This window comes from Nocardiopsis sp. ATB16-24 (assembly GCF_030271535.1).
GTDB lineage: Bacteria > Actinomycetota > Actinomycetes > Streptosporangiales > Streptosporangiaceae > Nocardiopsis.
On record NZ_JASCXJ010000019.1, the window covers coordinates 79356 to 99431 of the forward strand.

13 protein-coding genes and 1 riboswitch are annotated in these 20076 nt (G+C 70.3%); of the genes, 8 read left to right on the forward strand and 5 right to left on the reverse strand.

Annotated features, from left to right (window positions below):
* Window positions 1–22: 22 nt before the first annotated feature.
* Window positions 23–274: a DUF6457 domain-containing protein gene (locus tag PFX91_RS18735; RefSeq protein ID WP_285733641.1), complete on the forward strand. Its 252-nt coding sequence runs from the start codon at window positions 23–25 to the stop codon at window positions 272–274.
* Window positions 275–483: 209 nt separating this feature from the next.
* Window positions 484–1902 carry an alanine/glycine:cation symporter family protein gene (locus PFX91_RS18740; RefSeq protein ID WP_285733643.1) on the forward strand — a complete coding sequence of 473 codons (1419 nt, stop codon included), beginning with the start codon at window positions 484–486 and terminating at the stop codon, window positions 1900–1902.
* 110 nt (window positions 1903–2012) lie between these two features.
* Here PFX91_RS18740 and thiD read toward each other — a convergent pair whose 3' ends face one another.
* From thiD to PFX91_RS18755, 3 genes are all read right to left on the reverse strand, one after another.
* Window positions 2013–2816 (reverse strand): bifunctional hydroxymethylpyrimidine kinase/phosphomethylpyrimidine kinase, encoded by an 804-nt coding sequence (thiD, locus tag PFX91_RS18745; protein ID WP_285733645.1) that lies wholly within the window; start codon window positions 2814–2816, stop codon window positions 2013–2015.
* A riboswitch (TPP riboswitch) is annotated at window positions 2805–2903 on the reverse strand. Its footprint overlaps the gene before it by 12 nt.
* Before the next feature lie 163 nt (window positions 2904–3066).
* Window positions 3067–3996, reverse strand: a complete 930-nt coding sequence (locus PFX91_RS18750; RefSeq protein WP_285733647.1) for a DUF368 domain-containing protein — start codon at window positions 3994–3996, stop codon at window positions 3067–3069.
* A 401-nt stretch (window positions 3997–4397) separates the two neighbouring features.
* On the reverse strand, window positions 4398–6083 hold the full coding sequence (locus PFX91_RS18755) for an acyl-CoA synthetase (protein WP_285733649.1): 1686 nt from the start codon (window positions 6081–6083) through the stop codon (window positions 4398–4400).
* Between the two features lie 361 nt (window positions 6084–6444).
* Between PFX91_RS18755 and rocD the strand changes: the two genes are divergently transcribed.
* Window positions 6445–7719 (forward strand): ornithine--oxo-acid transaminase, encoded by a 1275-nt coding sequence (gene rocD / locus PFX91_RS18760; protein WP_285733651.1) that lies wholly within the window; start codon window positions 6445–6447, stop codon window positions 7717–7719.
* 69 nt (window positions 7720–7788) lie between these two features.
* Here the strand turns inward: rocD and PFX91_RS18765 are convergent, their stop codons facing one another.
* The gene (locus PFX91_RS18765) at window positions 7789–9174 is read right to left on the reverse strand and encodes an SGNH/GDSL hydrolase family protein (RefSeq protein ID WP_285733653.1); all 1386 of its coding nucleotides are present in this window, start codon (window positions 9172–9174) and stop codon (window positions 7789–7791) included.
* Window positions 9175–9526: 352 nt separating this feature from the next.
* The gene (locus PFX91_RS18770) at window positions 9527–10141 is read right to left on the reverse strand and encodes a superoxide dismutase (RefSeq protein WP_285733655.1); all 615 of its coding nucleotides are present in this window, start codon (window positions 10139–10141) and stop codon (window positions 9527–9529) included.
* A 1119-nt stretch (window positions 10142–11260) separates the two neighbouring features.
* Here PFX91_RS18770 and PFX91_RS18775 point away from each other — a divergent pair.
* The 5 genes from PFX91_RS18775 to PFX91_RS18795 all read left to right on the forward strand — a co-directional run bounded on the left by PFX91_RS18775 (window position 11261) and on the right by PFX91_RS18795 (window position 19976).
* The gene (locus PFX91_RS18775) at window positions 11261–12307 is read left to right on the forward strand and encodes a class I SAM-dependent methyltransferase (RefSeq protein WP_285733657.1); all 1047 of its coding nucleotides are present in this window, start codon (window positions 11261–11263) and stop codon (window positions 12305–12307) included.
* A 47-nt stretch (window positions 12308–12354) separates the two neighbouring features.
* Window positions 12355–14373, forward strand: a complete 2019-nt coding sequence (locus PFX91_RS18780; RefSeq protein WP_285733658.1) for a glycosyltransferase family 2 protein — start codon at window positions 12355–12357, stop codon at window positions 14371–14373.
* A gap of 11 nt (window positions 14374–14384) precedes the next feature.
* Window positions 14385–16025 carry a glycosyltransferase family 2 protein gene (locus tag PFX91_RS18785; protein ID WP_285733660.1) on the forward strand — a complete coding sequence of 547 codons (1641 nt, stop codon included), beginning with the start codon at window positions 14385–14387 and terminating at the stop codon, window positions 16023–16025.
* 229 nt (window positions 16026–16254) lie between these two features.
* Window positions 16255–18309, forward strand: coding sequence for a glycosyltransferase family 2 protein (locus tag PFX91_RS18790; RefSeq protein WP_285733662.1), 2055 nt, complete (start codon window positions 16255–16257; stop codon window positions 18307–18309).
* Complete coding sequence (locus PFX91_RS18795) at window positions 18306–19976, forward strand: glycosyltransferase (RefSeq protein WP_502888335.1); 1671 nt, start codon at window positions 18306–18308, stop codon at window positions 19974–19976. Before PFX91_RS18790 ends, PFX91_RS18795 begins: the two co-directional genes overlap by 4 nt.
* Window positions 19977–20076: the final 100 nt, after the last annotated feature.

The following is a 20076-nucleotide window of genomic DNA, read 5'->3' on the forward strand; positions in this document are numbered from 1 at the left end:
TGTCATGACAAGGAGTCCTGCGGTGACCCTCACGGAATGGGCCGAAATGGTCCAGGGAGAACTGGAACTGACCGGCATGGAGCCGCTCCGGAAAGAGGACGTCGACCGGGTCCTGGACCTGGCCAGGGACGCGGCCCATTCGGTGGCCCGGCCCGCGGCCCCTTTGACCACCTACCTCCTGGGCATCGCGGTGGGGAAGGGGACGGATCCCTCCGAGGCGGCCGAACTCCTGAGCAGGCTCGCCCTGGCCCAACGAGACGAGGAAGGCGTCTGAGGCCGCGCCCGCGTCAAAGAATTCGCACGAGTTCCTGAAGAAACCGGCATGTGGAATATGTGTGACGTGTTCGTTATGCGACGGTGCGATTCTTTGCCGATACCGCGAGGGTCTCGGCAACGCCGACACGACAGCGGGGACACCGGACCTCCCCGTACCGAACCGCCGGCGGACCCGCCCCCACACACTCACCGATAGGGAGATCCTCCATGGACCAACTCCTCGACATGGCGGACATCGTCAGCGGCATCATCTGGGGGCCCTTCGTCCTCATCCCGCTGCTGTTCGGTGTCGGCGTGTTCCTCACGATCCGCCTGCGCCTGCTCCAACTCGTCCGCCTGCCCCACGGGCTGTGGCTCGCGTTCGTCCGACGCAAGGAGGACGCCTCCGTCCAGGGCGACATCTCCCACTACCAGGCACTGAGCACGGCCTTGGCCGCCACCGTCGGTGTCGGCAACATCGCCGGCGCCGCCTTGGCGATCGGTATCGGAGGCCCCGGCGCGCTGTTCTGGATGTGGGTCATCGCCCTCTTCGGCATGGCCACCAAGTACAGCGAGGCCCTCCTGGGCGTGAAGTTCCGTCGCACCGACGCCAAGGGCGAGCAGAGCGGCGGGCCCATGTACTACCTCAAGTACGGCATCAAGGGCGGCCTGGGCACCACCCTGGGTGTGGCCTTCGCGGTCTTCGGTGCCATCGCGGCCTTCGGAATCGGCAACGGTACCCAGGCCAACACGGTCTCCCAACAGGTCACCAGCATCACGCCGCTGGAGCCGTGGATGGTGGGTCTGGTCCTGATGATCGTCGCCGGGGCCGTCATCCTCGGTGGCATCAAGAGCATCGGCCGTGTCGCCTCCGGCCTGGTGCCCATCATGATCATCGGCTACGTCGGCATCTCCCTCATCATCCTCGCGGCCAACTGGGCCTCGCTCCTGCCCGCCTTCCAGCTCGTCTTCACCGACGCCTTCACCGGCACCTCCGCGGCGGGCGGCTTCGCGGGCGCGGGCATCCTGCTCGCCATCCAGATGGGCTTCGCCCGCGGCATCTTCTCCAACGAGTCCGGCCTGGGCACGGGCGGTATCGCCGCCGCGGCCGCCAAGACCAAGCAGCCGGTGCGTCAGGCCATGGTGTCGATGACCCAGACCTTCATCGACACCATCATCGTGGTCACCATGACCTGCATGGTCATCATCACCACCGGTGTCTGGCAGGCGGAGGACAACGAGGACGGGTCGCTGTTGACCAGCCAGGCGATGAGCGAGGGCCTGTCGGGGATCAGCCCGGCCCTGGCTCCGGTCGGCGTCTACGTGGTGGCCCTCTCGGTCTCGGTGTTCGCCTTCACCACCCTGCTCGGCTGGGCCTACTACGGAGAGCGCTGCGTGGAGTTCCTGGGCGGACGTGGACTGGTCCTGCCCTACCGGCTGGTGTTCATCGTCGTCATCTTCATCGGCTCGGTGGCCAGCCTGGACTCGGTGTGGCTGTTCAGCGACATCGCCAACGGTCTGATGGCCCTGCCCAACCTCCTGGGACTGCTCCTGCTGTCCCCGGTGGTGGTGGCCGAGACCAAGAAGTTCTTCGGGTACGCGAACTGGAAGGACCCGGACGCGGTCATGGAGGACGTCCGGCGGTGACCGCGGGGAGCTCCCCGCACGCGTTCGGCCACGCACCGGACATCCGAAGAGGGGGCCGGTCCGATACGGACCGGTCCCCTTCCCCATGTCCGTGGAGACGGAGCACGCGCCTACCACCACGCGTGGAAGTGGTGGACCGGTCCCTGACCGCTTCCCGCGTCGATGTCGCCGGCTCGTCGGATGGCCTTGGTCAGATACTCCTTGGCGTCCGCGACGGCCGTGGCCATGTCCGGGCGCTGCGGCAGCAGGGCCGCGATGGCAGAAGACAGGGTGCATCCGGTGCCGTGCGTGTTGAGGGTGTGCACCCGCGGGGCGCCGAACTCGACCGGATCGGCGTTCCGGGAGACCAGGACGTCGACGCTCTCCTCGCCGTCCAGGTGGCCGCCCTTGAGCAGGACGTGCCGTGGGCCCAACTCCAGCAGGCGCACGGCCTGGGCGCGCATCTCCTCCAGACTGGTGGCCTCGGGCTCCTCCAGGAGATCGGCGGCCTCGGGCAGGTTCGGGGTGACCAGGTCCGCGCGCGGCAGAAGCTTGCCGCGCAGTGCCTCCACGGCGGAGGAGGCCAGGAGACGGTCACCGCTCTTGGCCACCATCACCGGATCGACCACCACGTTCGGCAGGCGATGGTGGTCGATCGCCTCGGTCACCGCCGCGGTGACCTCCGGGGTGCCGAGCATGCCGATCTTGACCGCGTGGACGGTGGCGTCGGTGAAGAGGGTGTCCATCTGGTGGGTGACGAACTCCGCCGGGATCGTGTGGACCCCGGTGACACCGCGTGTGGACTGGGCGGTCAGGGCGGTGACCACGGTCATCCCGAAGGTCCCGTGTGCGGAGAAGGCCTTGAGGTCGGCCTGGATCCCCGCGCCTCCGCTGGGATCGCTGCCCGCGATGGACACGATGTTGTACGCGCTCACTGGCGTCCCTTCGCTAGCGCTAACTAGAGCAGGTTCGACGGGTGTGCTCTCAGCCGGGAACGGTGTCCGGCACCCCGCGCCGCGGGGCCGCGGTGGCGGCCCCGCCTCTTATACGGTCGTGGTCCTCGCCGATGAGGGTACCTTGCGACTCGGGCCCACCCGCGAGGCGGATGGGCCCTGAGAAGGACTGGTGGAGCGAGAGGGATCCCGAGGGTCCGGGGGCACGCACCCTCCACGACATCCTCGGGTCTCACACGTGCGTGGGCACCTGGGGGCGTTCGTTCTCCTCCATCCGGGCCTTCTTGCGGTGCTCCCACACCATGGCCGCCACCACGACGACGAAGCCGAACACCGCGAACCCGACGGTCAGGGGGACGTCGGTGGGGGCCAGGACGACGCGGTCCTCGGTCTGCCATGGCCACAGGGCGCGCAGCGAACCGGCCATGAGGCCGGTGAGCACGACCAGGGTGATGTGGTGGAAGTTCTCCAGCAGGTACTGCAAGACCTTCACGAACAGGGCCAGGCCCGTGATCATGCCCAGGGCGAACACCGACAGGTAGGCGATGTCCATGTCTCCCACAGCGCCGATCGTGGGCTCGTACAGGCCCAGGACCAGCAGGATGAACGATCCCGAAAGGCCGGGCAGGACCAAGGCACAGATCGCCACGGCCGCGGCGAAGAAGACGACCACGGGATGCGCGGGCAGGTTGGCGCCCGGCAGGCCGGTGAGGAGGAAGGCGCCCACGGCGAACACCAGGGCGAGCAGGTAGTGCCAGGCCCGCCACTTCCGGCCCGAGCCGCTGTAGGGGATCCACAGGCACGCCAGGACCAGGCCGAAGAACAGCGCGTAGGCGTACTGGACGTAGGTCTCCACCAAGGGCGCGAGCAGGACGGCGGCCAACCCCAGGCACACCACCATGCCGATCAACGCGGGGATCAGCACGCTCCAGTCCACCTGACGGAACTGTTCCTGTGCCCGGGCCTTGCCACGTCCGCGCGGGACGTCGGTGACGTAGCGCTTGATGCCGCTGACCATGTGGCCCGCACCACCGATGAGCTTGTCGTAGAGGCCGACGATCAGGGCGACCGTGCCACCGCTGATACCGGGCAGGGCCTCGGTCGCGCCCACGGCGCCACCGCGTACCGCGTTGAAGATGTAGCTGCCTACTGATTTGGGCATCTGGGTTGCTGGGCGCCCTCCGGGGGCCGGCCCCGGAGTGGGGCGCCTTCCTCCGTCCTAGTGGTGCCACCGCACGCGCACCGTGTGCACGGGTGGGAGGTGGGTCAAGGGGTTGCGCAAGCGCTCCAAGGTTCCGACCGGAGACGCGACAGGTGCCTTCGGCGCGGACCGGGGCAGGGCCGTCCAGAGAGGAGAGGAGACCGGGGGCTTGGAACCAGGCGACGCCATTCTAGCCTTGACGCGATGGACGAAGGTATGTCTCGAAGGTGATGGACCCGATTTTCGGTTGATCATGCTTGAACGGAATTCCTGCCCGAAACAAGGGGGCGCCCACGTCGGGAGGGGCGCCGCGAAATCGTAGGCCCATCGCCGGTGGCGAAGACACCGCACGCTCGCGTTCCTCAGAGCGCGAGCGGGTCCGGCAGGCCCTCTTCGGACCTGTCCACCTTCCGGCTCGCGACCGACTTCGCCCACCGGTAGTCCTGCTTGCCCACCGCGGTGCGCCGCACCCGGTCCACGAAGTGCACGGTCCGCGGCACCTTGAACCCCGCCAGTCTCACGCGGCAGTACGCACGCAACTCCGGAGCCTCCAAGCGGGCGTTCGGGGCCAGGGAGACCAGCGCGGTCACCCGCTGTCCCAGTCGCTCGTCGGGAGCGGGCACCACGATGGCGTCCTCCACCGCGGGGTGCGCCTTGATCACGGCCTCCACCTCCTCGGGGTAGACCTTCTCCCCGGCGGTGTTGATGACCGCGTTGCCCCGGCCCAGCAGAACGGTCGAGCCGTCCGCGGCCCGGAGGCCGAAGTCGCCCGACAACGCCCACCGGCGTCCCTCGCCGTCGGTGGGGAAGGTGCGGGTGGTCGCGATGGGGTCGTTGTAGTAGCCCAGCGGAATACGTCCGGTACGCGCGATCCGCCCCACCTCGGGAGAGCCCGGAGGCAGCCGGCGCAGGGAGTCGTCGAGCACCGCGATGCTGCCGCCCATGGTGAAGCTGCGGTTCTCGGCGGACCCCGCCAGAGTCTCCTCTGGAGGGGCGGAGCCCTGTTCACCGCCGGTCGCCGAGCCGCACACGCCCGTCTCCGAGCCTCCGTAGGAGTCGGCCAGCGACACGTCCTCGCGCCAGGCGCGCCAGAGCGCGCGCACCGCCGGGGTGAGCGGCGTGCCGCCGGAGAACACCGACGTCAGCCGAGGACACGACCCCGGTTCGGTGAGCAGGTGACGGGCCAGCGGACGGGCCATGGCGTCGCCCACCAGCTGTAGCACGTGCACCTCCTCCCGGTGCGCGAGTTCCAGCACCCGGTCGGGGCGGAAACTACGGTCGGTGTACAGCACCAGCTGCCTGCCGCACAGCAGCATGCTCAGGGCGTTCCACTGCCCGGCGGCGTGCATCAGCGGCCCCAGGACGAGCATGCGCTGGGGGGAGAGGCGCGTGGCGCGTTCGGCCACCTCGTCGAGGGTGCGGGCACGGGGAGCACCGGGGGAGCGGCGCTCCAGGGCGGCACGGAAGACGTCGGCCTGTCGCCACAGCACGCCCTTGGGGTAGCCCGTGGTACCGCCGGTGTAGAGCAGGTAGTGGTCGTCGCCGTCGGTCGACGGCAACGGCGTGTCCCCGGAGGCCGAGGCCAGTGCGCGCTCGTAGTCGACCCCCACGGCCTCGCGAGCGGAACCGTCCTCCACGAGGATCACGTGCCGCAGCCTCGGCAGATCGGGGCGGATCGCGGTGACCTTCCCGGCCAGGGAGTCCTCCGCGATGAGTGCGACGGCGTGGGAGTCGGCGAGGACGTGCCGCAGCTCGCCGGCGACGTAGCGATAGTTGACGTTGACCGGAACCGCCCCCGCGAACAGGATGCCCAGGAAGGACTCCAGCCACTCGGCGCGGTTGAAGGACAGGATCGCGACGTGCTCACCGTGCCGCACGCCCGCCTCTCGCAGGTGGCGGGCCAGGCGCAGGGAGCGCTCGCGCAGTGCGCGGTAGGTGAGACGGCGGGGCCCCGCGACCAGGGCGGCCCGGTCCGGTACGGCGTCGGTGACGGCTGCGAACAACCGGGAAAGGGAGAAGGGGGCGTCCTGAGACGCGGAGATGGACACGCCTGACCTCCCTGGCACGATCGATGGACCGTCCACGGCTTCGTCGCTCGCGGCGGCCGGGTGGCTGTTGGTGTGACGCTACCTCTCGGGTGGAGGCCAGGCCGCAACCAGGGCTGTGGAGCGCATCACCAGGTGTGTTATTCCAGGTCACGCCAGGCGTTCCGGTCCCGTTCAGGGGGTGTGCGGGGTGCTCGTCGCACGGGGGTTTCGGGCCTGTGCCAAGAGCTGTGATTCCTCTCACCCCTTGTGGGCTGACCGGATCATCTGCTCAACTCTTGGGACTTCCCGCCGGAGGGCGCTACCCGGTCCGCCGGTGGGTATCACTTGTCTGACATCGGTCAATGGTGATCGGAGCGGCTAGATGGGCAACACCCAGAACCTGGAACAGCGGGACCCGGCCGGAGACCCCGGCGCGGGGGAACTCTCCAGCACGGACCACATCGCGCTCGCGCAGGCGCGTTCGGCGCACAACTACTCCCCCCTTCCCGTCGTGATCGCCGAGGGCCGTGGCGCCTGGGTGACCGACGTCGAGGGCAAACGGTACCTGGACTGTCTGGCCGGATACTCGGCCATGAACTTCGGCCACCACAACCCCGAACTGCTCGCGGCGGCGCATCGGCAGATCGACCGGGTGACGCTGACCAGCCGCGCCTTCTACAACGACCAGTTCGGTCCGTGGGTGAGCGCCCTGGCCGACATGGTCGGCAAGGAGAAGGTACTGCCGATGAACACCGGCGCCGAGGCGGTGGAGACCGGCATCAAGGTGGCGCGCAAGTGGGCCTACGAGGTCAAGGGGGTGCCCGAGGACAGGGCGACCATCGTGGTGGCCGGGAGCAACTTCCACGGACGTACCACCACCATCATCTCCTTCTCCTCCGACCCTGAGGCGAGGACGGGTTTCGGGCCCTACACACCGGGCTTCCGATCGGTGCCCTACGGGGACGCGGAGGCCCTTGAGGCGGCCATCGACGAGACCACCGCGGCGGTCCTCATCGAACCGGTGCAGGGCGAGGCGGGCGTGATCGTGCCGCCGCAGGACTACCTGCCGCGTGTCAGGGAGATCTGCGACCGCGAGAGGGTGCTGTTCATCGCCGACGAGGTGCAGGCCGGTCTGGGCCGCACCGGTACCATCCGAGCCTGTGAGCACAGTGGGGTGACCCCCGACGCCTACCTGTTCGGCAAGGCACTGGGCGGCGGCATCCTGCCGGTGTCGGCCATGGTCGCGGACGAGGACGTGCTCGGCGTGATCCGACCCGGCCAGCACGGCAGTACCTTCGGTGGCAACCCGCTGGCGGGCGCGGTGGGGAGGACGGTCGTCCGGATGTTGACGGAGGGACCGTACCTGGAGAACGCACGCCGCCTGGGGGAGGTGCTCAAACGCCGACTGAAGGAGTTCGTCGGCGACGGGGTGGTCTCCGCACGCAGCATCGGACTGTGGGCGGGCGTGGACGTCGACCCGTCCCTGGCCTCCGGCGCGGAACTGTGCAGAAGGCTGGCCGAGCACGGTGTCCTGGTCAAGGACACCCACGGTTCCACGGTACGGATGTCGCCGCCGCTCGTGATCAGCGAGGAGGACCTCAACTGGGGTCTGGACCGCTTCGCCGAGGTGATCGAGGAGCTCAAGGCGGGCCGGTAGACGGAAAGTGGTGTGAGGACGGGGCGTTCCGCCGGGCGAGGCACGGTGGGGCGCCCCGAGGGTCGGCGCCTATGTGTCACCGGCTCCGTCGGACGGGGAGGCGGGGACCTCGGGCGCGTCGGGATCGAACATCGGGTCGAGCGGGCCGCCCAGCTCGGATCTCAGCTGGTCCGGGTCGACGTCGTCCAGCGTCTCCCGTGACACGTGGATCTGCCGTTCGGGGCCTTCGATGATCTGTAGGCGCACCCGCTCGGCGATGGACATCTGCCCTTGGGCGGTGGGGTGGAAGGTGGCCCGGTCCACGCGCAGCCCCTCGCCCAGCCGACCGAGCATGATCCCGTTCAACCAGGCCTCCTCGGCGCTCACCTCGTAGCCGTTCAGCGCGGAGAGGATGTTCACGTACTCGACGCTGCCGGTGGAGCGCGAGCCGTAGACGTCCCCGTCCACCCGGTAGGCCACGTCACGGATGAGTTCGTTGAACCGCAGGGCGAGGTCGTTCAACCACAGCTGGTCGCTCCGGTTCAGCGTGTAGTACATGCCCGGAGGATCCTCGGGGAACAGGCGGGGATAGCCCAGGACGAGGACGCGCGCGTCGGGCGCACGGTCACGGATCTCCGCGAGGATCTCCTCCAGGGTCTCCTCGAAGGTCTCCATGCGCTCGTCGATGTCCTCCTCCTGTTCGACGCAGACGCTGCTGTCCAACACGGGCATCCGCACCATGCAGGTGCGCAGGACCGGGATGAAGCCGAGGTCGTTGCCGCCGATGCCCAGGGTCACCAGGGAGGTGTTCTCGGTGACCCGCTCGATCTGGGACTCGGGGGTGCCGATCTGCTTGATCATGTCCGAGCCCTTGTGGCTGCTGCACGCGTAGAAGGCCAGTGAACCGGAGAAGTCGAACTCCTCCGCGATCACCCGGGGGTAGGCGTTCTCGGAACGCCAGCAGCCGCCCGGCTCGGCCGTTCCGGGAAGGTAGTCGCCCGCGCCGTCGCCGGAGGAATAGGAGTCGCCCAGGGCCACGTAGTTGCCCCACAGGGCGGCCTCCTCGGGCTCCATGCGGACCCGCCAGTCGGTCTCCTCCTCCTCGGTGAGGGGTGGGAGCTCCTCGACCGGGCACACGCCGTCGGTGACCTCGCACCACAGGTCCACCAGGCCCTCGCGGGTGAAGGGCAGCGCCAGTGTGGCCACCAGGAGCAGGACCAGAGTGAGGGAGGTGGCGATGACGATCCGGCGCCGCCTCGGGGGGCGTCGCCCGCCCCCGTCCTCCGGTCCACCGGTGTCACCGGGACCTTCGTGGCCACCGGAGCCGTGGCCCGCGCCGCCACCGGTGGAGCCTTCATCGCCCCCTTGGGCCGGGTCGGGCACGGCCGGATCGGTGTTCGGTGAAGGGCCGGAGGCCGCCGGGGAAGCGTCGTGGACCGACTTCGGCGCGTCGGGGTCCTCACCGCGTGCTGGCACGTCCGCTACCGCCTCCCACATCCCGGACGGCTTCTGTCCACAGGTAAGACTACCCGTGGAGATTTGCCCGGATGACGTCTCGAAGGCCAGGTGCCGCACGGCCGCACGGCGGACGCGGACGCGAGGAAGAGCCGACCCGGCGATGGCCGATCCCGCTGGGGCGACCCGGCCCTTCGCACCAGGAGACTCCTTCGCCTCCGCCGTTCGAGGCGGGGGTCACCGGTGAAAGGTCACGGCACCCGGGGGCGGGCCCCTGAGGGGAGCACACGGACCGGCTCGCGCCCTCCCCCTGGCCCGAAAGCGCGAGGGCGGCACCCCCGGGGTGCCGCCCTCCGCCGTGCTCCGACCGGACTCAGCCGATCCGAACCTCACGGGCCTTGGCGAAGCGCTCCTGGACGTCGGCCCAGTTGACCACGTTCCAGAAGGCCTTGGCGTACTCGGCCTTCACGTTCTTGTACTGGAGGTAGAAGGCGTGCTCCCACATGTCCAGCATCAGCAGCGGAATGGAGCTCAGGGCGATGTTGCCCTGCTGGTCGTAGAGCTGCTCGATGACCAGACGCTGACCCAGGGTGTCCCAGGCCAGGATCGCCCAGCCCGAGCCCTGGATGGTGGTGGCCACGGCGGTGAAGTGCGCGCGGAAGGCGTCGAAGGAGCCGAACTGGTCGTCGATGGCCGCACCCAGTTCGCCCTCGGGCTTGTCACCGCCCTCCGGGGAGAGGTTCTTCCAGAAGACGGAGTGGTTGACGTGGCCGCCCAGGTTGAACGCCAGGTTCTTCTCCAGCATGGGGATGGTTCCGAAGTCGCCGCTCTCGCGAGCCTCGGCCATCTTCTCCAGGGCCGTGTTGGCACCGGAGACGTAGGTCGCGTGGTGCTTGTCGTGGTGCAGCTCCATGATCTGACCCGAGATCCACGGCTCCAGGGCCGCGTAGTCGTAGGGCAGTTCGGGGAGCGAATACGGCGCAGACATCTCTGACGCACCTTTCCAATGACGCGATTCGTCGTGTTCACCAGCGATGGGATCGCTAGGCAGCAAGCTATCAGTCGGACGGCCGTGTGCCCGGTGTCAGGCCGTTTACACTCCGGCTCGGGAATAAACCGAGGCGACGGGACGGAGGGGACCGGAGCCCGTGTGACCCTGGGTGTGCGCGCTGTCGCCGGAGAGGGCCGTCCGTGGTCCCACCGTCCCCCCTCAGCACTTCCCCGCGCGTCCTTCCCTAATCATGGCTTTTATGGGAGAGCCTCTCAGAACGTGGGTCGTGGAGGAGGATAATGCGCTTTTCCGATAAAAATCCTTCTCCGAAGGATCGTCGGCCGTTCGTTCTTCCGGCATTCCTCCGAGGAACATCGAGGGCGGGGGTGACGCAACGCTCGATTCGAGGGCCCGAGCCGCTTTCCCGTGCGGCACCGGACCCTGTCCTTGTGAGGACGTCACCGTTCACGCCCACCCCTCGTTCCGGGCCGCACGTCGTCACCGTCGTGCCGATGGCCCTCCCTCACCTCCGGTGCGATCGGCCCTCCACGGCGCGTACGTGGCGCTGCCGTTCACCGGGGCGTGCGTCACCGGCTCCCCGCTCCGACCCCTGGAGCGCGAGAGCGGGCTCGGTCTCCTGGTCTTCCGGGGTCGGTCCCGTACGCAGGCTCACTCCGGCCGCCGATCGCCTCCCGGCCGAGGGCGGCCCCTGGTACGGACGTTGCCGTTCGCTCCGGTCGCTCTGGCCGTCGAGCGCGGCCGGGCATCGACGTGACCGGTGTCCGCGCTCTGCCCGGGAGCTCCCGTCGAAGGGCCGCGTGAGGGTGGTGGGGCCCTCGGCGAAAGCGTCGGATACGCGTACATGAGTAATTCATGAGACTCCGGTGAACAACAGGAGAATTGTGTGTGCTCCGGGTTTTGTTCTCCTCTGGGAAGCGTCCGTTATTTCGTTGAAGCGTTAAGGTCGAAAGTGTCTGAGCGGTTCGGTCCCGCTCCTCCTGGAAGAGTGGTGGAATCAACGGCTCCATCCGGGGGAGGCGGACCTTTCCCCTCCTGTCCCCTCACGGCCCGTCTTCGGCGGAGCCGTGGCAGAAACTCCTGTGGAGGTGTCCGCCCATGCGGCCGCTGCGCAACCGTCTCGGTCCGCTCCTCGTCGTCGGGACGGTGTTCGGTGCCCTCGTGCTCTGTCTCCCCTCCGTGCTGGGGCTGTGGGGGCTGCTCGACGGGGTGGACGTGCTCACCCTCACGTTCCTGGGCCTGCTCGGCGCCGCGGTGGCGCTCCTGGCGCTGGGGACCCTCCTGTTGCAGCGCAGGGTCGGCCACCTGTCCAAAAGCGTGGGAACGGCGATGGAGACCCACAGCCGCAGGGTCACCGAGGTCCTCGGTGGCGACCGGCTGGAGACGGCCCGCGCCCTGGAGGGCGTTCAGGAGCGCCTGAGCGACCTGCGGGAGCGCGCTCTGCCCAGGATGAGCGGAGAGATCCGGCACGCGATCGCCGCACAGGGACGAGACGACTACGAACAGCAGGTCGCCTGGACCGAACTGCGCGAGTACCTGGACACCGCCGCCTTCATGCCCCCGCTCCGAGGTTGGGCGGCCTCCCCCGACGTGCTCAGGGTCCTGGTGCGCCACATCGACCGGCTGCGTCCCACGCTGGTCGTGGAGTGCGGCAGCGGCGCCTCCAGCGTCTGGCTCGGCTACGCGCTGCGCCGCGCGGGCGGCGGCAGGCTCGTGGCCGTGGAGCACGACGCCCGTTACGCCGATCTGAGTCGGGAACTGGTCACCGCGCACGGACTCGACGACATCGTCGAGATCCGCCACGCGCCGCTGACGGAGATCCCCGCCACCACGGTCACCGTCGACGGACGGGAACGGTCCACCGCGGACCTGTGGTACGACACCGCGGTCTTCGCCGACCTGGAGGGCATCGGTCTGGTGTTCGTGGACGGCCCGCCCAAGGCCACCGGACTCCAGGCGCGCTACCCGGCCGTGCCCGTCCTGCTGCCGCGCTGCACGGAGGACGTGGTCATCGTCCTGGACGACGCCGCGCGTCCCGACGAACGGGCCGTGGGCGAACGCTGGATGGCCGAGCACCCCGAACTCCACCGCACCGAGGAGACCGCGGAGAAAGGCGCTCACGTCTTCAGCCGCAAGGGCTCCTGAACCCCCACCCCCATGCCGGTACCGTTCCGCACACCCGAGGACGTCCGATGATCATCACCGCCCTGCGGCACGCTCTGCGTGCCCGCGGCAGCGAGACCGCCGTGCTCTGCCACACGGGCGCCGACACCCGTCCCCTCCTGTCCGGGCTGCCCTTGCGTCCCGACGATCCGATCCTGGATCTGGGCTCCCACCCCCTCGGCCGGCCCGTGGAGGTCCCCGGCGCCCGCCCCGGGGACGAGGGGGCGGAGGTCGGACTGGTCGCGGTCCTGGCGGCCACTACCACCGACCTGCACCGCGCCCTCACCGCGTCCGCGCACCTGCCCCGGGCCGCGCACGTCCTGGTCGCCCTGATCGCCACCCCCGGACATCAGGAGCCTCCCCTTCCGGCCTCCCCGGGCCTGGGCCAGTGGCGCGACCTACAGGAGATGCGTGTGCGTCGGGTGGACCGGCGCGGCTGGCTGTGCGAGCTGTTCTTCCCCAACGGCGTGGACACGGCCGAGGTCCTCGACGCGGTCCTCCATGGCACCCGGGGGCGTCGACGGGGCCCGGCCGTCGCGCCGTCGGCCGTCCTGCACGGATCCGAGGCCTCCCTGTGGCGTCCAGGAGATCCCCGAGCCCACGGCGTGGAGGCCGGCGGGCCGGTTCCGCTGCGCCGTGTCACCCCCGTGGGCGACCTGGCGCTGAGGGTGGGAGAGGGAGCCGACCGGCCCCGGTGGGCCGATCCCGTCGTACCCGTGGTGGATCGCGTCACCACCGACACCGATTCCTGGGAACGCCTCGCCGGAGCGGAGGGGCGTACACGGGCCCGGATCGTCTCGCGGACGGTCGGCCCGGTCGAGGCGATCGCCCCCGTGGACGAGCTCACCGTCAACCCCGTCGGATTCACCAAGGCGGAGAGGGGGCCCCTGGGGGACCTCACCGTCCACGGTGACCGCGCCGTCGTCCGCGAGGGCGACAAGGACCTGGTGGCCGTCGCGCCCGACGGCACCGTCACCGACGTGGACCTGTCCCGGGTCCGCCACCTGCGCGGCGTGCGGGTGGACTGGTCGGGGCACACCGGCCCCGCCGCGGCCGTACGCGCCGTCGCCTCCCTGGCGGCCGGGGGCGTGCCCCTGGTCAGCGGATCGGTCCCGACCTGGGCGGCCGGGCTCGGACGTCCCCTCGCGGACCTGCTCACCGGGGTCGATGAGGCGGACCTCGCCGACCGGTTGAAGAGGGAGGAGCACAGCGTCCGGCTGCGCCGGGCGGCCCTGCGACACCACGGGCGGCGCTCGCGGTGGCGTGCTCTGGCCGCCGAGGCGGGCGTTCCCGTCCCACCCGAGCCCCTGATCTCCGTGGTCCTGTGCACCCGACGCCCGGAGATGGTGGGGTTCGCGCTCGCCCAGATCGCCCGGCAGCGTGGGGTGGACCTGGAGGTGGTGCTCACCCTGCACGGTTTTTCCGCCTCCCTTCCCGAGGTGGCCGCGGCCATCGCCTCCTTCACCGCTCTGGGCCTTCCCCTGGTCGTGCACGAGGCCGACGCGGACCAGGTGTTCGGATCGGTGCTCAACGATTCCGTCGCCCGGACCTCGGGGAGTCTGGTCGCCAAGTGGGACGACGACGACTGGTACGGCCCCGACCATCTCGCCGACCTGGTACTGGCCCGCACCTACTCCGGCGCCGAACTCGTCGGCACCGGACAGGACTTCGTCCACCTCCAGGAGGTGGACGTCACCGTCTGGCGCGGTAGAGGGTCGGAGATCGCCACCCGGTTCGTCGCCGGGGGCACCCTCCTCACCGACCGGGTGGTGTTGGAGGAGACCGGTGGTTTCCGGCCTTTGCCCCGTGCCGTCGACACCCAGCTGCTCATCGCCGTCGCCCGAAGCGGCGGCCGGATCCACCGCACCCACGGCCTGGGTTACGTCCTGCGTCGCACCGGCGGAGGCCACACCTGGTCCGAGGACATGGCCTACTTCCTGCACGATCACGCCCGACAGTGGTTCGGCTGGCGTCCCAGTTCCCTCCTGGAGGGAGAACCTCCGCCTCTGGGCCGGCCCACCACCGAGTACACAGGGGAACACCGTTGACCACTTTGGACATGAGCCCGGAACCGGGCTCCCTCGCCCGCACGCCCGAGTCCGGTACCGCCCTGCCCTGGGGGGAGGTCGACTACCGGGACCAGCCCCACGCCAGGCGCAACGACTACTCGGTCCTGTGTCCGCCGCCGTTGGGCGCATGGGAGCCGACGTTGTCGGTGTCGGTGGTCGTTCCCGCGCACGGTCACCCGGACAAGCTGGCGATGGTGCTGGCCTCCCTGTCGGCGCAGAGCTACCCCTCGCACCTGATGGAGGTGATCGTGGTCGACGACGGTTCCCCCGAACCGCTCACCCTGCCTCCGGTACGACCCGACAACACGCGCCTGATCACCTCCGGCCCCGGCGGCTGGGGTTCGGCGCACGCGGTCGACAGCGGTGTGGCCGTCTCCTCCGGACAGGTGATCCTGCGCCTGGACGCCGACATGCTGGTCTACCGCGAACACGTCGAGTCGCAGATGCGCTGGCACCACCTGCTCGACTACGGGGTCGCCCTGGGCCACAAGATGTTCGTGGACTTCGACCCGGGGGCCATGACGCCGGAGTACGTGGCGGAGCGGGTGCGCGCGGGCCGGGCCGCCGACCTGTTCGACCGCGAGTCCGCCGACCCGCACTGGGTGGAGCGGCTGATCGACAAGCACGACCGGTTGCGCACCGCCGACCGCCTCGCCTACAAGGTGTTCGTGGGCGCCACCGGATCCCTGCACCGCACGCTCTTCGACGCAGCGGGCGGCCTGGACCCGGAGATGGTCCTGGGCGGCGACACCGAGTTCGCCTACCGGGTCTTCCAACAGGGCGCCCTGTTCATTCCCGACCTTGACACCAGCGCCTGGCACCTGGGCCGTTCCCAGATGCAGACCCGAAGGGACGCGGGCACCCGCTATCGCTCCCCGTTCGTGTCCAACCGGGTGCCCGACTTCCACCTGCGCCGCCAACGACCGGAACGGCAGTGGGAGGTACCGATCGTCGACGCGGTCGTGGACGTGGAGGGCGCCACCCTGGAGGAGGTGGACGTCACCGCCTCGGCGCTGCTGGCCGGAACGACACCCGACATCCGGTTGTGGTTGGTCGGTCCCTGGAGCGGGTTGGGGGAGGGGCGACGTTCCCCTCTGGACGAGGAACGGCTCGACCTGCGCCTGGTCCGGGAGACCTTCCGAGGAGATCCGCGGGTGCGCCTGGTGGAGTCCGCGCCCGCCCCCGACCCCCGCGTGCCCTTCCGGCTGCGCGTGCCCGTGGACACGGCGCTGCGGGAACATGCCGTCGCGGACCTGCTGGAGGCGGTGGACGAGAACAGGGCGGGACTGTTGTGCGCGCCGTTGCCCGGGGCCACCCGCAGCGGAGGCGTCCTGCGGTTGGAACGGGCCGCCGCCTACGCGCGGGCCCGCCACCTGTGGCCGGACGCCGACGACGAGGAACTGGACCGTGGGGTGGAGGAGGTCTACGGCACGCACTGGACACCGGGGGAGGATTACGTGGTCGTGGAGGAACGGGGTGAGCCGGAGAGCCCTGAGACGTTGCGTCGCAGACTCGCCCACGCGCTCGCCGAGGCCGAGCGGATGCGCGCCCGGGCCAGACGCGCCGAACGCAAGCTGCGCTGGTTCACCCCCGGTCTGGGTCGCAGGGTGCTGCGGAAGCTGGCCCGCTGAGCCGAGGGGGTGTCCGGCCGGCGCGCGAGGGCCGGGGCCGGGGCCGAGCGGAGCCCGGAGGAGGGCTCCGCCATGGGCGGAGCACGGAGGCGGGCGGTGCGCCGGTTGTGCCGACACACCGCCGCACGCCAAGTCTGAATGTGATCATTTGACTACTCTGGGTTTTTAGATCTGGTGCGTGCCCTGTTGGGGTGCGACGCCGCTTTCCCACACCCACCGAGGTCGCCCGATGATCACCTCCGTACTCCGCCAGGGCCTGCGTACACGCGGAAGAGAACCCGCGGTGCTGTGCCACACCGGATTCCGGGGACAGGGCTGCGCCCCCCTCGCCCGACTCCGGCTCAGGGCCCGTGACAGTCTCGTCGACCTGGACACCTGCCCCATGGGCCTGCCCATCGGGGGAGAGGGCGAAGGAGAGGGGAGCGCGACCGTCGGGTTGGTGGCGGTCGTCGCGGCCAGCCTCACCGATCTGCGACGCTGCCTCACCACCGCGCTCCACCTGCCGCCCGCCGTGCACCTGGTCGCGGCCGTGCTCGACACCCCCGGACACCAGGGCCCTCTGGTGCCCACACCGCCGGGCCTGGACGAGTGGCGCGGTCTCCAGGAGCTACGGGTACGCAGGACGGGCAGACGCGGTTGGGTCTGCGAGCTGTACTTCCCCGGGGGGACCGAGACCGCCGCGGCCCTGGACAGGATCCTGCACGGGGCGGGCGGAGGTCGCAGAGCCCCCCGACCCGTCCCCTTGGGAGGACTGCACGGTTCCCAGGGAGCCCTGTGGCGCTCCGGTGACGTCTCGGCCGCGGGACTGGACGCCACGGGGCCGGTCCCGCTGCGCCGGGTCACCCCGGTCGTCGACCTCGTCGTGCGCACGGACGACGGCGGTCCGCTGCCCGCCTGGCGGGACGAGGCCGTCGCCTGCCTGGACGTGCGGACCACCTCGGCCGGTGCGTGGGAGAACCTGGCCCACATCGAGACCGTCCCCGACCTGGCGGAGGACGGCGCCACCAGGGCCGACGGCGCCCTGGACGTGCTGACCGCGGACCCGACCCTGCTGGTCGCCCCGGTGGACGAGCGCGTGGTCAACCCCGTCGGCTTCACCAGGAAGTCCGAAGGTCCCATGGGCGATCTCACCGTCCACGGCTCGCACGCCGTGGTCCGCGACGGTGACAGGATCCTGGCCACCCTCCCCGACGACGGCACGGTCACCGACCTGGACGTCGGCCGTTGCCGGTACCTGCGCGGTGTCCGCGTCGACTGGTTCGGCCACAGCGGCCCCGTCGCCGCCGTCCGCGCCGTGGCCTCCCTGGCGGCGGCGGGCGTGCCCCTGGTCAGCGGCACCCTCCCCGCATGGACGGCGGCTCTCGGACGACCCCTGGCCGACCTGCTGACCACGGTGGGGGAGGAGGCGTTGCGCGACCCGTTGGTCCGTGAGGAGCACAGCATCCGACTGCGCCGTGCCGCTCTGCGCGCCCACGGCCAACTCGCTCGCTGGCGCTGTCTGGGAAGGCGGGCCGGAATCCCCCTGCCGCCCGAGCCCCTGGTCTCCGTGGTCCTGTGCACCCGACGTCCGGAGATGGTCGGGTTCGCGCTGGCCCAGATCGCCCGCCAGCGCGACGTGCGCCTGGAGGTGGTGCTCACCCTGCACGGCTTTTCCGCCTCCCTTCCCGAGGTGAACTCGGCGGTGACCGCCTTCGCCGCCACGGGGGCCCCGATCACGGTGCACGAGGCCGACGCGGACCAGGTGTTCGGCTCGGTGCTCAACGACTCCGTGGACAGGGCGTCGGGGCAGACCATCGCCAAGTGGGACGACGACGACTGGTACGGCCCCGACCACCTGGCCGACCTGATGCTGGCACGGACCTATTCCGGCGCCGACCTGGTCGGATGCAGCCCGGACTACGTGTACCTGGAGGAACTCGACCTGACCGTGTGGCGGAGCTACCGGTCGGAGATCCCCTCGCCCAACGTGGCGGGCGGGACCATCGTGACCGACCGCTCCGTGCTGGAGGAGGTCGGAGGCTTTCGCCCCCTGCCCAGAGCGATCGACAGCCAACTCCTCCTGGCCGTACGGCGCCTCGGTGGACGTGTCTACCGGGCCCACGGACTGGGTTACATGCTGCGTCGGGCGGGTCAGGGCCACACCTGGAACGAGGACGTCGGCTATTTCCTCCGCAAGAGCTCCGGACAGTGGTCCGGCTGGCGTCCCAGCGCCCTGATGGAGGGGGCGCCGGAGCCGTTGGACAGCCCCGATGGAGCGAGCGAGTACACGGGAGGACACCGTTGAGCACCTCGAAGAGCACGCCCGGCCCGGAACTGGTACCTCGCCGGCCGCCGACCCGCACCGACCCGATGGTCGAGACCGTACGGACCCAGGACGCCGAGGGCTCACCGAGGGTGTGGCGCAACGACTACTCGGTCCTGTGTCCGCCGCCGTTGGGCGCATGGGAGCCGACGTTGTCGGTGTCGGTGGTCGTTCCCGCGCACGGTCACCCGGACAAGCTGGCGATGGTGCTGGCCTCCCTGTCGGCGCAGAGCTACCCCTCGCACCTGATGGAGGTGATCGTGGTCGACGACGGTTCCCCCGAACCGCTCACCCTGCCTCCGGTACGACCCGACAACACGCGCCTGATCACCTCCGCGCCGGGCGACTGGGGTTCGGGTCACGCGGTGAACACGGGCGTGGCGGCCTCGTCGGGAACGGTCGTCCTGCGCCTGGACGCCGACATGCTGGTCTACCGCGAACACGTCGAGTCGCAGATGCGCTGGCACCACCTGCTCGACTACGCGGTGGTGATGGGGCACAAGATGTTCGTGGACTTCGACCCCGAGACGATGGACCCCGGATACGTGGCGGAGCAGGTGCGCGCGGGCCGGGCCGCCGACCTGTTCGACCGCGAGTCCGCCGACCCGCACTGGGTGGAGAAGTCCATCGCGAGGTACGACCGGTTGCGCACCGCCCACCACAGGGCGCACAAGGTGTTCGTGGGCGCCACCGGATCCCTGCACCGCGCGCTGTTCGACCGGGCCGGAGGGATGGACACCCGGCTCGTCCTGGGCGGCGACAGTGAGTTGGGGCACCGGCTGGGCCAGCAGGGCGCGGTCTTCGTCCCCGACCTGGACAGCAGCAGTTGGCACCTGGGGCGTTCCCAGATGCAGTCCCAGCGGGAGGCGGGTACGCGCTTCCGGATGCCGTACATGGCCAACCGGGTGCCCGACTTCCACCTGCGCCGCCAACGTCCGGAGCGGCAGTGGGAGGTGCCCCTGGCCGAAGTGGTGGTGGACGTGGAGGGCGCCACCCTGGAGGAGGCGGAGAGCACCGTCACGGCGCTGCTGTCGGGCACCACCCCCGACATCCGCCTGTGGCTGCTCGGACCGTGGGACGCGCTCGGCGAGGGGCGCAGGCCGCTGCTGGAGGAGGAGCGTCTGGACCTGCGTCTGATCCGGGAGATCTTCCGTGCGGACCCTCGGGTGCGTTTCGCCGTCGCGGAGCCCGAGCACGACCCTCGGACCCCGTTCCTGATGAGGCTCCCCCTCGGGGCACGCCTGGCCCCCGAGGCCCTGGCCACACTGGTGCGCACGGCCGACCGCACCGGAGTGGGCCTGCTGTGCGCGCTCCCGCCCGGGGAGACGGGCGGGGAGGGGGCGCTGCGCCTGGAACGGGTCGGCGCCTACGCCAGGGCACGCCACCTGTCCCCGGAGTCGACCGCTGAGGAGCTCGACCGCCTGGTGGAGCTGGTCTGCGGTGTCCAGTGGACGGGAGGGGACGGGATCTTCGACGTTCCCGGAGAGGAGATCGGAGCCGCCGAGGGGAGCGAACGCCTGCTTCGACGTCTCAGGCGAGCGGAGGGGGAGGCCAGAAGGCTACGGCGCCGCGCCGAGCTGGCCGAGCGCAAGCTGCGCTGGTTCACGCCGGACCTGGTACGCCGTGTACTGCGCAAGGTCGCCCGCTGAGCGGGGCACCTCTTGCGGGTGAGGACCATGCTCCCAGCGTCATCGTGGATCGTCGAGGGCGACGCTGGGAGCAGGATCGTCGCAGGATCGAACCCGCACG